This is a genomic window from Dyadobacter beijingensis DSM 21582 (genome assembly GCF_000382205.1).
Classification (GTDB): Bacteria; Bacteroidota; Bacteroidia; order Cytophagales; family Spirosomataceae; genus Dyadobacter; species Dyadobacter beijingensis.
The window spans coordinates 286,178-300,404 of the sequence record NZ_KB907788.1; the positions used below are offsets into that span (position 1 = coordinate 286,178).

The window sequence follows — 14,227 nt, forward strand, 5'->3', positions numbered from 1 at the left end:
CCATTTTTTTAAAAACAACACATTCATGAATTTACATTTGACAGGCCTCATTGCCGCTCCATTCACTCCCATGCACGCGGACGGCAGCCTGAATACCGACCAGATCCCTGGCTACTACGGCTTTCTGAAACAAAACGGCATCAACGGTGCATTCATTTGCGGCTCTACCGGCGAGGGCGTGTCGCTCACCTTGCAGGAAAAAAAGCAGGTAGCGCAGGCCTGGGCACAATGCGCCGGAGCGGATAACGATTTCACGATCATGCCATTGCTGGGCGGGACCTGCATCGCCGATTGCATCGACCTCGCCCAACATGCGCAGGCGATCGGCCTGGACGCCGTGTCGTTCACGAGCCCGTCATATTTCAAACCCGCGAATGTGGATATGCTGGCCGAATGCATCATCGCCATCGCGGCCAGCGTGCCCGACATGCCTTTTTACTATTACCATATTCCCGTCCTCACGGGCGTCGGCTTTGCCATGTACGATTTGCTCAAAGCGGTTCACGGAAGGGTGCCGAACTTCGCGGGGATCAAATACACCCACGAGGATTTCATGGATTTCCAATCCTGCCTCAATTTCGAGAATGGTCGATACGATATGCTCTGGGGGCGCGACGAGAATATGCTTTCCGCACTCGCGATCGGGGCGCAGGGCGCCGTGGGCAGCACTTTCAATTATGCAGCGCCGCTTTACCACCGGCTGATGGACGCATTTGCGGCCGGGGATATGGAAGGGGCCGCGGCATGGCAGCAAAAATCGATCGATATGATCCGGTTGCTGGGTAAATACGGCGGGATTTCGGTCGGTAAGGGATATATGAAGCTCGTTGGCGTGGATTGCGGCACGTTCCGGCTGCCCGTGCGGAATATGGAAGCGGCGCAGTTCGAGGCCTTCCGTGCAGATGTAGCGGCATTGGATTTCGAATCGTTCAAATCGTGCCTGGCGCCGGTAAAAATTACTGTTTGATGCATTGCAAAATCATTCTTTTCTGTTTCATTATCTGCTTGCATCATATGTGGCCTGGAACCGCTTTTGCCCGTGAAAACCGGGCCAACGATATCCGCTGGTCGGTCGCCGCGCAGCTGCCTCCGCCCGCGCCGGGGCAGGCGCATCCCGGCGTGGCCGGTGCATTTGCTGGCTGGCACAATGGCGTACTGCTCATCGCCGGCGGCGCCAATTTTCCCGGCGGTATGCCGTGGGAGGGAGGCAAAAAGGCGTATCACGATGAGGTATATGTCCTGCAAAAATCCGGCGGTTCGATCCAATGGGTAATACCCTCGGCCGGCCGTTTTCTGAACAAAATGGCGGCTTATGGCGCCAGCGTGTCGCTCCCGCAGGGCGTTGTGTGCGTGGGCGGCGAAAACGCATTCGGCGCTTCTAAAAATGTGTTTTTAATGCAATGGGACGAGGCTAAGCGGCAGGTGCGTTTCAAGCCGCTGCCCGAGCTGCCCGTACCGTTGGCCAATGCAGGCGCTGCTGCGATCGGCAACGTCGTATACGTGGCCGGCGGTGAGAGCGGCGGCAAGCCTTCGTCCGGCTTTTTTGCATTGGATTTATCCCGGAATCCCGCGCAATGGCAAACGCTGCCCGCATTACCCGAGGCGCTCTCGCACGCCGTGGTAGTGGCGCAAGGCAATGGTAAAAGTCCGCACGTGTACGTGATGGGCGGGCGCAGCGCACAGGCGACGGGCATCAGCAACCTCCACGGCAGCAACTACTGCTACGATCCCGCCGAACGCCAATGGAAAACCAAAGCCCCGATCGGCGACGGTACCCATACCACTGCGCTTTCGGCGGGTACGGGCGTCCCGAGCGGCGCCTCCTACATCCTGCTCATCGGCGGCGATAAAGGTCATGTTTTCCACCAGATCGAAACGCTGAATGCGCGCATCGCCGAGGAGGCCGATCCCGACGCGAAAGCCCGGTTGCAAGCAGAAAAAGTCGCATTGCTGACGGCCCACAAGGGTTTCAGCAAGGATGTGTATTTGTATAACACCATTACCGACGTATGGGCGCGCATAGGCGGGCTGCCGGGCGCCGGCCAGGTCACAACCACCGCCGTCAAAGCCGGCGAGGATATCTTCATCCCCAGCGGTGAAATCCGTCCGGGTGTGCGCACCCCCGCCGTTACCCGAGGCGTGGTCCGTAACCAGGCATCGTTTTCGTGGATCGATACCGCTGTATTGCTCATCTGTTTCCTGCTAATGACGGCCGGGCGGTTCTTTTTTACCGGGCATACCAGCAATACCAACGATTATTTCAAGGGCGGCGAGCGCATTCCGCAGTGGGCGGCGGGGATCAGCATTTTCGGGGCCAAACTGAGCGCGATCACCTTTATGGGCATTCCCGCGAAAACCTACGCCACCGATTGGACGTACTTTTTCCTCCTCATGACGATCATCATGGTGATGCCGCTGGTGGCGCGTTATTTCATTCCTTTTTACCGGAAACTGCATGTTACCTCAGCCTACGAATACCTCGGCAAGCGCTTCAACGACGCCTGCCGTATGATGGCCTCTGCGCTGTATGTGCTGCTGCAACTTGGCCGGATGAGCATCGTCGTACTGCTGCCGAGCATCGCATTGACGCTCGTGACGGGTATCGATGTGAGCCTTTGCATTATCATCATCGGCGCCATCAGCATTTTCTTTACGGTCAAAGGCGGTATCGAGGCGGTGATCTGGGTGGAAGTAGTGCAGGTGCTCATCCTGGCCGCCGGGGCGCTGTTCTGCCTTTTTTACCTGCCGTTTCAGATTAATGACTGGAAAGCAGGCATGCAAGCCGTCGAAAATGCCGAAAAGCTGAAAGTATTCGACTTCCGGTTCGATTTCACTGAACCGACGTTCTGGGTCGTGCTCATCGGCGGACTGGCGATCAGCCTGCTCACCTACGGCACCGACCAGACGACCGTGCAGCGCTACCTCACGACCAAAACCGAAGCCGAATCGGTGAAAAGTCTCAAACTGGGCGCATGGCTCACATTGCCGTCCACGCTGGTATTCTTCTCGATCGGTACGCTGCTGTTCCTCTTTTTCCGCGAACAGCCGGCGCAGGTGAACATGGCTTTGGACAATGTCGACAATACTTTTCCGTGGTACATTGTGAGTGAGCTGCCGGCGGGGTTGTCGGGCTTGCTCATTGCCGGCATTTTCGCCGCGGCTATGAGCAGCACGGAGGCGAGTATGAACTCCACGGCCACCCTGCTCACCACCGATTTTTACCAGAAATTCAAACCCGGGGTCACCCCTGCGCAAACACTGTTTTTCGCCCGTGCTACCACGTTGCTGCTAGGGGTATTCGTCACCTGCATTGCCTTGTACATGGCGCATAAGGGCGTATCATCGCTCTGGGACAAGTTCAATACCATTCTCGGGCTTTTCACAGGCTGCATTGGCGGGGCGTTCGTGCTGGGCATTTTCACGCGCAGGGCGAGTGGGAACGGCGTGGTGGCCGGTATGGCCATTAGCTGCGTCACGCAGGTGATGATCCAGCAGTATACCGGCATCCATTTGCTCATGTACGCCTTCACGGGGCTGGCGAGCTGTGTGTTTTTTGGCTATATCATGAGTTTGCTCATGCCCGCCCATCGCGATCTGACGGGCCTCACCATTTACGGACGATGAAAAAAGGGTTGCTATACTTGTTGGTGGTATGCCAAATGGCATTCGGGCATTCCGTTGAACTTCGTGCACAGGCTGCACTGAAACTCGCGCCCGCGTTTTCAGACCATATGGTTTTGCAGCGGGACCAGCCCATTGTCATTCACGGAACGGCGCCGGCGGGAGAAAAAGTTGCTGTTTCTTTTTCGGGCAAAACGCAGTCGGCCGCGGCCGATGACGGGGGAAAATGGAAAGTGGTTTTTTCCGCAAAAAGGTCGGGCGGGCCATTGCAGGTCCGTGTATCTTCCGGAGGCAATGAACTGCTCGTAAACGATGTGCTGATCGGCGACGTATGGCTCTGCTCCGGGCAGTCGAATATGGATTTTGCATTGAAAAACGCCGTGGGCGGTAAGGATGAAGTGGCGGCAGGGCATTTCAGTCCGAATATCCGCTTGCTGAAATACGCCAGCACCGCACCCGGCGGCAATGTGGCCTGGGACCCGGCGATGCTCGAAAAAGTGAACCGTTCGGAAGTTTATCGTGGCGAATGGAAAACGGCCGATGCGGCTTCGGTGGCGGCATTCTCGGCGGTAGGATATTATTTTGGTAAACAGATCGTCGCGGAAACCGGCGTTCCCATCGGGCTGATTCAGGTTGCGTTAGGCGGTTCGCCTACCGAATCGTGGATCGACAGCGCCACATTGGCGCAGGACGGCCGCTTTGCCGGTATGCTGCACGACTGGCGGCATTCGCCGCAGGTCATGGAATGGGTGAAACAGCGTGGAGGCGAAAATACCTTGCGTGCCACCTCGCCCACACAGCGCCATACCTTCATGCCCGGCTATAATTTCAAAGCGGGCATCGCGCCGTTCACCGCTTTCCCTGTCAAGGGGGTGATATGGTACCAGGGCGAAAGCAATGTGCACGACGTGGCCCTGCATGCCGCATTGTTTGAAAAACTCGTTACCAGCTGGCGCAAGCATTGGAATGCGGCATTGCCCTTCTATTTTGTACAACTATCCTCCATCGACCGTCCCCACTGGCCCGAATTCCGCGATTCGCAGCGGCAGCTCGCCCTGCGCATTGCCGGCACGGGCATGGCCGTGAGCCACGACCTCGGCGATTCACTGGATGTCCACCCGACCCGTAAAATGGAGATCGGCGTCAGGCTGGCAAAGCTCGCATTGCATGATGTTTACGGAAAAAAAATAACAGCCAGCGGGCCGGTGCTTCGAAAGGCGTACCGGGATGGACAATCGATCATGTTGCACTTCGGTTCAGCGAGGGCGCTTCGCACGCTGGACGACAAGCCATTGCAAGGCTTCGAACTCTTGACGACCGACGGCCGGCGCTTCGCCGCCGACGCCGCGATCCATCGGAAAACCATAAGCATTACGGTCCCGCCAAACCTGAAAGTGACGTCCGTTCTGTATGCTTACCAGCCTTTCAGCCGGGCCAATCTCTGCAATGAGGCGCGGTTGCCGGCATCGACGTTTTCAATTTCAATACCTAAAAGTGATTTATGATGAAAAAAATGAGATATCTGTTTAGGACCGCATTCTTACTGATCCTCGCGCACGTGACACAGGCGCAAACGCCCGTCTTCGTGTCGGGTACGGATGGCTACAAGTCGTTCCGTATTCCGGCCATTGTGGCTACGCCCGCGGGCGAGCTGCTGGCGTTTGCGGAAGGCAGGGTAGGCGGCAGCGGCGATTTCGGTGATATCGATATCGTGATGAAACGCAGTAAAGACCGGGGTAAAACGTGGTCGGCATTGCAGGTGGTGGCCACCTATGATGCCTTGCAGGCCGGTAACCCCGCGCCGGTAATGGACCTCACCGATCCGTCCTATACGAAGGGCAGGCTGTTCCTGTTTTACAATACCGGCAACAACCACGAAGGCGAAGTGCGGAAAGGTAAGGGCCTGCGGGAAGTGTGGTACAAAACGTCGGCGGACGGCGGCAAAACCTGGAACGAAGCGGTGAATATCACGACGCAGGTACACCGGCCAAAACAGCCGGAGGTCAATGCGGCGTATAATTTCCAGGAGGACTGGCGAAGTTATGCCAACAGTCCGGGTCATGCCATGCAGCTGGCCTCCGGGCCGCACAAAGGACGTATTTACATCCCCGCCAACCACAGCGAGGGCGATCCCAAACCGGCCTTTACCGACTACCGGGCGCACGGCTATTACAGCGACGACCACGGCAAGACATTCCAACTCGCCGAAACGATCCCCGTCGAGGGCGGTAACGAGTCCACCGCCGCGGAGATCTCGGGCGGCCGGCTGATGTTCAACGCGCGCAACCAGAAGGGCGACGTGCGGGTCCGCATTGTGGCAGTGAGCGCAAACGGCGGCGCGAGCTGGGATACCACCTATTTTGACCATAACCTGCCCGACCCCGTCTGCGAAGGCAGCATTCTTACCATCGGCAAAGACAAGGGCCATAACATCCTGGCATTTACCAACGCGGCCGACACTAAAAAGCGCGATAACCTCACCCTGCGGATCAGTTTCGATGACGGAAAAACCTGGGCGCGCGAAATCCCGGTAGACAAGAGTTCGGCGGGCGAGAAGGATTTTACGGCCTATTCCGATATCGTGAAAACCGGCGCGCAGACGATCGGCGTGCTGTACGAGCGCGACGGCTACAAGGCCATTGTGTTTAAGGAAATGAAATGGTCGCGGTAGTGCCGGGCTGAGGCGGTTCGCATCAGCGGATCGCCTGGCTGTTGAGGATCAGCGAGTCGCGGAGCGTGTCGATATCCTCTGCCAGCGAAACGAGGTGGGCATGTTTCAATCCTGCCTGAATGAGTATCTGAATGAAATCCGCCTGGGAACCAAGGTGTCCGGCTTTGCTGACAACGAGTATATCGCCGTCCCGCAACTCCGAAACGAGCGTTTCCAGGGCGGATTTTGCATTTATTTCAAGCTCTGCCACGATGCGCTGGCAGCCCGCCATTTCCAGTTGGTGTGCAAAAGTGTCATCAGCCCGGTAGGGCAAGTATCCTGTAATCATTCCCGCAATTTCATGATGAGAAGTTAAAAGTAGGTGACATTGGCGCGATGGACGGCAATTGAAGATTAGAAAAAAATTAGAACCTTGGAATCTATCGAAATATTGATAATCTTTCTGGGAACGTTCATGCGTTCTTACAACTCCTCTAACAGCCCCATTACAATGACTTTGAATGAAATCAGGACCGAACTGGTTACTAAAACCGAGCGTAAAATCCAGGAAATGAAATCCCGCAACATCATTCTCCCCGAGCGCCGGGCCGACTTGTGCGAGCTCTGCGACATGCTTTCGCAGGAGATTTATGATTTTGCCGTTAAAACCACCATCCAAATCGCCGATCGCAACCACCTGCGCAGGCCCGTACCATCCCTGCTTGCAGACCTGCAAGATGACATTCACGGCCTTACCAACGGTGCCGTCGAGATCATTCTCGCCGCTTCCAATACCCCGCGTCCCGATCAGGGGAGGACCATTGCTGCCAAAACCCAGCGGGCATTTACTTCGCGGCTAATGATCCGTAAGCCCAATTATTTCCAGCTGTTTTTCAGTCGCGTCAAAGCCTGGTGGGGCTTGCAGCCCGTCGCTTGCTGACAGACGGTCCTGCTGGATGGGTTTGGGAAGTTTCATTTTAGTACTGCTAATTCTATCGAATTACTATATTAGCGGCAACTGAAATGACGAAATGCTATGATGAAACTTACCGGAATAACCGGCATTTGCGGGCTTTTGATGGGTATCGGGTTGATGCTGAATGCATTGCCTGGCGACGCACAAAGGAAAAAAGCCTCGCAGCCGAACGTGATCGTGATCCTGACCGACGACATGGGGTATGGCGACATCGGTGCTTTCGGTGGCGATATCGTGCCCACACCGAACATCGACAAGCTCGCGGCGAGCGGTTTGAAACTCACCCAATATTACAGCGGCGCACCCATTTGTTCGCCTTCGCGGGCCAGCATCCTCACCGGCATGTACCCGGGCAAGTGGAATTTCACTACTTTCCTGGACACCCGAAAACATAACCGCGACGCGGAGCAAATCGACTACCTGACTACCCAGGCGCCGTCCATTGCCCGGTTTTTCAAAAATTCGGGGTATGCGACAGGGCATTTCGGGAAATGGCACATGGGCGGCGGCCGCGATGTGACCGATGCGCCCGGATTTGCCCAATATGGCTTCGACGAGCATGCCAGCACCTACGAAAGCCCCGAGCCCGACCCGGCCATCACGGCTACCAACTGGATATGGTCCGAGAAGGACAGCATCAAACGGTGGGACCGGAGCCAGTATTTCGTTGACAAAACGCTGGACTTCCTGCGCAGGCACGAAGGTCAGCCGTGCTTCATCAACCTCTGGCCCGACGACGTGCATACGCCCTGGGTACCGCGGGTAGAAACGGAATACACGGGTAAATTTCCCATGAACCCGCAGGAGGAAGCCGCTTTTAAGGGCGTTCTCAAAGAATATGACGTACAGGTCGGCCGGTTGGTGGAAGGGCTGAAAGCGCTGGGCATGGCAGACAATACCATCATCATTTTCACTTCCGATAATGGCGCGCTGCCTACGTTTGGCGGTCGGCGCAGCGGTGGGTTGCGGGGCTCCAAACTTTCTTTGTACGAAGGCGGCATCAATATGCCGTTCATCGTGAGCTGGCCCGGCCATATTCCCGCCAACCGCACCGACGAACGCTCCGAAGTACACGCCACCGACCTCCTGCCGACACTGGCGAAGCTTTCGGGTGTGAAAATTCCCAAAGACTACGCAGGCGACGGGCTCGACCGTTCGAATGTGTTTTTGGGTAAATCTTCCCTTAGGGGAAAGGAAATCTTCTGGGAATATGGCCGCAACGACATTGCCTATAACTATCCGAAAGGTACCGATCGAAGCCCGCGCCTGGCCGTCCGCTCGGGGGAATGGAAGCTGCTGATGAATGCCGACGGTAGTAATGCGGAGTTGTACAATATTGCGAAAGACCGTGCCGAAACGAATAACCTGCAAGCCGGCGAGCCGCAGGTAACGAAGGAGCTGAGCGGTAAGCTGTCGGCCTGGTGGCAGTCGCTTCCGAAACTGAATGTCCACTGATTCATCATGAAAAAAAACGTTGCATTGCTGTGCCTAATGGCATTTTCGGGCACACTGGTCGCCCAGCAGAAGCGCCCGAACATTGTCGTGATCTTCGCCGACGACCTGGGCTTTTCCGACATCGGCTGCTACGGCAGTGAAATCCCGACGCCCCACCTCGACGCGCTGGCGAAGGGTGGCTTGCGTTTCACCCGGTTTTATAACAACGCCCGGTGCTGCCCCTCCCGTGCGAGCCTGCTCACGGGCCTGTACCCGCACGACGCGGGTATTGGGCGCATGGCCGAAGACCCCGAGGACACGACGGTGAACAACGAGGGCGTGGACGGCTACCGCGGCTACCTGACCAAAAACTCGGTCACGATCGCCGAGGTGCTGAAAACGGCCGGCTACCATACTTACATGGCGGGAAAATGGCATGTAGGTATGCACGGAAAGGACAAATGGCCCCTCCAACGAGGGTTTGAGCGCTATTATGGCATTTTATCGGGCGGTTCGAGCTATCTGAAGCCATTCCCGCCGCGGGGCATCACGGTAGACAACGGCGAGCCGGGCTACGACGTGCCGGCCGATTACTATACCACCGACGCATTCGCCGACAATGCCGTGCGGTTTATCCGCGAGCAAAAGGATACGAAGCCGTTTTTCCTCTACCTGGCATTCAATGCGCCGCACTGGCCGCTGCATGCGAAGGAGGCCGATATTGAAAAGTTCAGGGACCGGTATGCCGTCGGATGGGATTCGATCCGGCACGAGCGGTGGCGGAAGCAGCTGCAAATGGGTTTGGTTAAAAAGGAATGGGGCATTTCCGACCGCGATATGCGCCCGTGGGCCGAGCTGACGCCCAAAGAGCAAAAGGATGTAGCCTACCGCATGAGCGTCTACGCGGCGCAGGTGTATGCATTGGATTATAACATTGGAAAAGTTATCGAATCCCTGAAAGAGCGGGGGCAGTTCGACAATACCCTGTTGCTGTTCCTGTCGGACAATGGCGCGGCGGCGGAGCCTTACCAGGAGCTGGGCGGAAAACCGCTGGCGGAGGTAAACGATCCGGGCAAATTTTGGGCGGTATCGTATGGGGCGGGCTGGGCCACGGTGTCCAATACGCCTTACAAAAAGTGGAAAAACACGACCTACGAAGGCGGAACAGCCACGCCGCTGATCGTAAGCTGGCCGGCGGGGATCAAATCCCGTGCAGGCGGGCTGGTGAAAACGCCCTACCACCTGATCGACCTCATGCCGACGGCCATTGAAGTGGCGAAGGCTTCCTATCCGGCCACATTTAATCAACACAGCATTATCAAGGCCCCCGGCATTTCCATGATTCCCGCGATCACGAAAGGCGCCGGAAAAACCCACGATTACTTTTATTGGGAGCACGAAGAAAACTGCGCGGTGGTCCACGGCGAATGGAAAGGCGTGAAAAAGCTGCCCGGCGATAGCTGGGAGCTCTATCACCTCGCTACCGACCGGACCGAGAAAACCAACGTCGCCGCCCTGCATCCCGATATCCTGAAAGACCTTGTAGCGCATTGGGACGAGTGGGCCGGCGCGCATAAGGTTTTTCCAAAGGGCAAGATTTATTTCAAACGGTATCCCGAAAAGTAACTGCACTTTCCCCAGCATTGTAGAACAAAAGCCACGGTCGGTTTCACTGCCGGGTTTTTTGTGTGTATTTCAATGCAAAAAAGGTGAAAGCCGGCAGTCGTCGCGGGTGGGACGGCGGGAGCGTCTCATGGCATGGAATTTACCTGTATATGCCAACGGAGCAGCCGTTTTACGGCACGATACCTTCCATGAACATAACCTAGAACCCGCAACAGCCGGCCGCACCCGGTGAACCGCAAATGGAACAATTGATTTTTTTGGCAGAGGATGACCAGGACGACATTTATTTGTTTGAGCGCGCATTGAATAGCATTACAGCTGCCTATGCGATCCAAGTATTCGGGAATGGTCGGGAAGTGCTGGACGCACTGAAAGCTACGGGCGCAGGGAAGCCCGATATTGTTTTCCTGGACATCAACATGCCTGTTCAGACGGGCCTTGAATGTCTTTTATACATTCGCGAACATTATTCCAAGGTGCTCCCGGTGTTCCTGTTCTCCACGGCGCAGGACCGCCTCACGGTAGAGCAGGCCCGCAAACTCGGCGCGACGGGATACCTTTCCAAACCCACTTCGATGGAGGATCTGAGCAGCCTCCTCGCGAATGTGCTCGCAATCGACTGGCGCGCACGTTCCGAAAACGACTTTTACGTGCATTTGCAGCTTGCCGGCACCTGACGACGGTTTCCTGGTGAGATAAAATGCGCTATCTTGGCATTTCCATCACTAAAATCCCTCATCGTTGGCAGATCGTTCGCCGAAAATCGCGGGTTGCGGTTTTTGCAGGTCTTTGTTACTGGTGCTCCTGCTTAATGCCCACGTGCTGTTCGGGCGGCAGGATTCTATCCGTACAAGCCTGGATTACACCATTACCAAACGGCTGTTGTCGGTCGAAAACGGTTTCGCTTCACACGAGGTGTTTTGCGGTGCGCAGGATTCGTCCGGCTTTCTCTGGTTTGGTACCCGTAACGGGCTGAACCGTTTCGACGGCAGCAAGACCCTGCTTTTCACCCGCCAGCGTAACCATTTGCAGGAGAACAAGGTAGTTCAGCTCGCCGTGGACGACGCCAACCGTATTTTTATACAATATGGCAGCGCCGGTTTCCAACTCACGACAATGGGGAAGGTGGATGTGATGGATGCCACCACCCACGAGGTAAATACGCTTGCGGCCGCATTTCCCAAACTGCCGTTCAAAGAGCGGGACGTGTACTGGATCGCTAATGACGGTACCGGTGAGATCAGTTTCCTTACGGCGTCGCCATTTCGGTACTGGAGGTATTCTGCCCGAAAAGGCTTTCGCCTGGTTTTCGAAATGAAGCAATGGATCAGGCAGGATTCGCTTTTTGACTATCGTACAACCGGGCCCGTTTGCACATTTATCCAGGGTAAGGCACATTTGAAGCTGGTCAACCGGCAGGTCCAATACATGGTGGACGGGAACGAGGTAACTACATTTCGGCAGCACAACGTGCTCCGTTCGCTGCCCATCGGCCTTACCGATCGCAAGGAACTGATGATCACCTATAACACCGCTGCCAATGTAGATGCATTTGTTGTGGAGAAGCTGAACGGGCACGGTAAGCTGCTGCCTGTGCCGGAGCTCGAAAAGTATCATCTCGACCAGGTAGAAGGCCGCTATTGGTTCCAGGTATGGCCGGCCACGGACGGGCAATCGGCGGCATTCTACATCGCTTCCGACGCGCTGTATATCTGGAACCGTCACGCATTCCTGCGGGTGATCGGTAAAAATGAATTAAAAGGATTCGAGAACCTGTTCATTTACAGGTTATTTCCGGATAAATTGGGTAACCTGTGGCTGTGTACATCTTCGGGTGTGATGCAGCTGACCGTCAAAAAGAACCGTTTCAGGCACTACTTTTCAACCACCCAGCAGTCCACGCAGGCGAACGGCCAGGCGAGGGGCATCTATGCGGACGCACGCGGGGATGTGGTTGCCAACATCTGGACGCACACGTTCAGCCGGCCGCGCGAGCGCATGCAGGCCATTAACAATCCGTATATCAACTACGGTTTGATCAGGCACAAAAACGACATTTATACAGGCGGAGTGGGCTTCTCGCGCTACGATATGGCGAAAAATACCATGACTGCGCTGCCGGCTCCGCCGTCTGAAATATGGTCGCTGTACCCGCTGGACGACAGCCTGTTACTGCTAGGACGGATCAATGGCTTTTCAGTCTACAACACGCTCACGAACCGGATCGATTCATTGCCGGTTTCGACAGCGATGCCGGAGGCGCGGTTTGTATACCGTTTTTTGAAGGGCAAGGCAGGGAAAGTATGGGCCGTGGCAGAAAATGGTCTTTACGAGTTCCGCAACACGGCAAACGGGCGTGTAATGACCCGGCTATCGTCGCCTTTACTTGATGCATTGAGCCTGTTCGACGCCTGGCGGGACGCCGACGGCAGCTGGTGGCTGGCCACCAACGGCGAAGGGCTTTATCATTGGAACCCGGAAACGAATGCTGCCCGGCAGTTCAACATTACGGCAGGATTTCCTTCCGACGTGCTCTACCGCATTGAGCCGGATGCGTTCGGGCACCTCTGGATCAGCTCCGACTACGGCCTGATCCGTTTTAACAGCAAAGATTTTTCGATTAAAACCTACACGACCACCGACGGCATTGCCCATAACGAGTTCAACCGGACGTCGTCCTTCCAAGCGGCTGACGGAAAGCTGTACTTCGGCGGATTAAACGGTGTAGCGGGTTTCGACCCGGCCGATTTCCGGGCTGATACTTCGCAGCTGAGTGTGCCGTTGCGGGTGATCTCATTCAATCAGTTTGTGGGCGGCGTGAACGAGCTCGTCAACAAAACCGCCGAGCTGCTTCGCAATCCGCGGATCGTGCTCGAACCGGACGACAAGTTTTTCACGCTGGATTTCCAACTGCTCGATTTTGCCGAAGAGGAAGGGGTGAGGTACGCATACCAGATCGCGGGTTTGGATAAAAACTGGGTTTTTATCCACGAAAATTCGGTCAGGATCAGTGGGTTGCCTTATGGAGATTATTTGCTGCGGATCAGGGCGCAGAACAGGGAAGGGGCCTGGAACAAGGAAGAGTTGAGCATTCCTCTGAAAGTGTTGAAGCCGGTTTACCTGCAATGGTACTTCCTCCTCGCGGTCGCGCTCATGATCGGATTGCTGGTTTATCTGTTTATTCAATTCAGGATCAGGCAGTTGGCGCGGGAAAAAAACAGGCTGGAAGAGACGGTGAACGAACGGACGATGCAGTTGAAGCAGTCGCTTTCGGAGCAGACCGCCCTGCTTTTGGAAAAAGATGTATTGGTGAAAGAGATCCATCACCGGGTGAAAAACAATTTGCAGGTGATTTCGGGACTGCTGGAATTGCAGGGCAAAAGCCTTACTGACGACGCGGCGCGCGAAGCATTGCAGGAAGGGCGTAACCGTGTGCGCAGTATCGCATTGATCCACCAGAATTTGTGCCAGTTCGAAAACCTGAGCGGCATTGACCTGAAACGGTTCGTGAACGACCTGGCAAGGCAGGTGCAGAGCGTTTTTCAGACAAATCAACCGGTTTCGCTGGCGATCGAAGCGCCGGAATCGTATCTCGATATCGATTCTGCGGTGCCGCTGGGCCTGATTTTGAACGAATTGTTGACAAATTCGTTTAAATATGCATTCACAAATGTGCCCGAAGGTGATATACGACTAACGATCCGGGCCGTTTCCGACGGCAGGTACCGGCTCATCTACGCCGACAACGGGCCGGGGTTACCGGCGTCGTTCGACCTGCATACCGCCAAAACCCTCGGATTGCAGCTGGTCAACGACCTGAGCCGGCAAATCGGCGGCCGGTTGCATTACGAAACGGCGGGTGGGGCAGTATTTACCATTGATTTCACCACTCGCGAAGTACGAAAAAACCAGGACTAACC

At 55.7% G+C, this 14,227-nt stretch carries 10 protein-coding genes; 9 read left to right on the forward strand and 1 reads right to left on the reverse strand.

What is annotated here, in order from left to right; translation table 11 throughout:
* Positions 1 to 25: 25 nt before the first annotated feature.
* Genes H144_RS0114850 through H144_RS0114865 form a run of 4 tightly spaced genes read left to right on the forward strand, consistent with a single transcriptional unit; the run spans position 26 to position 6,292 of the window.
* Positions 26 to 967: a dihydrodipicolinate synthase family protein gene (locus tag H144_RS0114850; protein WP_026350707.1), complete on the forward strand. Its 942-nt coding sequence runs from the start codon at positions 26 to 28 to the stop codon at positions 965 to 967.
* Positions 968 to 1,014: 47 nt separating this feature from the next.
* Positions 1,015 to 3,624, forward strand: a complete 2,610-nt coding sequence (locus H144_RS0114855; RefSeq protein ID WP_019942870.1) for a sodium:solute symporter family protein — start codon at positions 1,015 to 1,017, stop codon at positions 3,622 to 3,624.
* A complete protein-coding gene (locus H144_RS0114860; protein WP_019942871.1) occupies positions 3,621 to 5,126 on the forward strand; it encodes a sialate O-acetylesterase in 1,506 nt (501 codons plus the stop codon). The genes H144_RS0114855 and H144_RS0114860 overlap by 4 nt, the downstream gene beginning before the upstream one ends.
* 8 nt (positions 5,127 to 5,134) lie before the next feature.
* Positions 5,135 to 6,292: a sialidase family protein gene (locus H144_RS0114865; RefSeq protein WP_051100129.1), complete on the forward strand. Its 1,158-nt coding sequence runs from the start codon at positions 5,135 to 5,137 to the stop codon at positions 6,290 to 6,292.
* A 22-nt stretch (positions 6,293 to 6,314) separates the two neighbouring features.
* Here the strand turns inward: H144_RS0114865 and H144_RS0114870 are convergent, their stop codons facing one another.
* Positions 6,315 to 6,620 carry a recombinase family protein gene (locus H144_RS0114870; protein ID WP_019942873.1) on the reverse strand — a complete coding sequence of 102 codons (306 nt, stop codon included), beginning with the start codon at positions 6,618 to 6,620 and terminating at the stop codon, positions 6,315 to 6,317.
* A gap of 162 nt (positions 6,621 to 6,782) precedes the next feature.
* Between H144_RS0114870 and H144_RS0114875 the strand changes: the two genes are divergently transcribed.
* From H144_RS0114875 to H144_RS0114895, 5 genes are all read left to right on the forward strand, one after another.
* On the forward strand, positions 6,783 to 7,211 hold the full coding sequence (locus H144_RS0114875) for a hypothetical protein (RefSeq protein ID WP_019942874.1): 429 nt from the start codon (positions 6,783 to 6,785) through the stop codon (positions 7,209 to 7,211).
* Between the two features lie 96 nt (positions 7,212 to 7,307).
* Complete coding sequence (locus tag H144_RS0114880) at positions 7,308 to 8,702, forward strand: sulfatase-like hydrolase/transferase (RefSeq protein ID WP_019942875.1); 1,395 nt, start codon at positions 7,308 to 7,310, stop codon at positions 8,700 to 8,702.
* A 6-nt stretch (positions 8,703 to 8,708) separates the two neighbouring features.
* Complete coding sequence (locus H144_RS31940) at positions 8,709 to 10,307, forward strand: arylsulfatase (protein ID WP_169409398.1); 1,599 nt, start codon at positions 8,709 to 8,711, stop codon at positions 10,305 to 10,307.
* Between the two features lie 239 nt (positions 10,308 to 10,546).
* Complete coding sequence (locus H144_RS0114890; protein ID WP_084599964.1) at positions 10,547 to 10,984, forward strand: response regulator; 438 nt, start codon at positions 10,547 to 10,549, stop codon at positions 10,982 to 10,984.
* A 64-nt stretch (positions 10,985 to 11,048) separates the two neighbouring features.
* Complete coding sequence (locus H144_RS0114895) at positions 11,049 to 14,225, forward strand: histidine kinase dimerization/phosphoacceptor domain -containing protein (protein WP_157504734.1); 3,177 nt, start codon at positions 11,049 to 11,051, stop codon at positions 14,223 to 14,225.
* Positions 14,226 to 14,227: the final 2 nt, after the last annotated feature.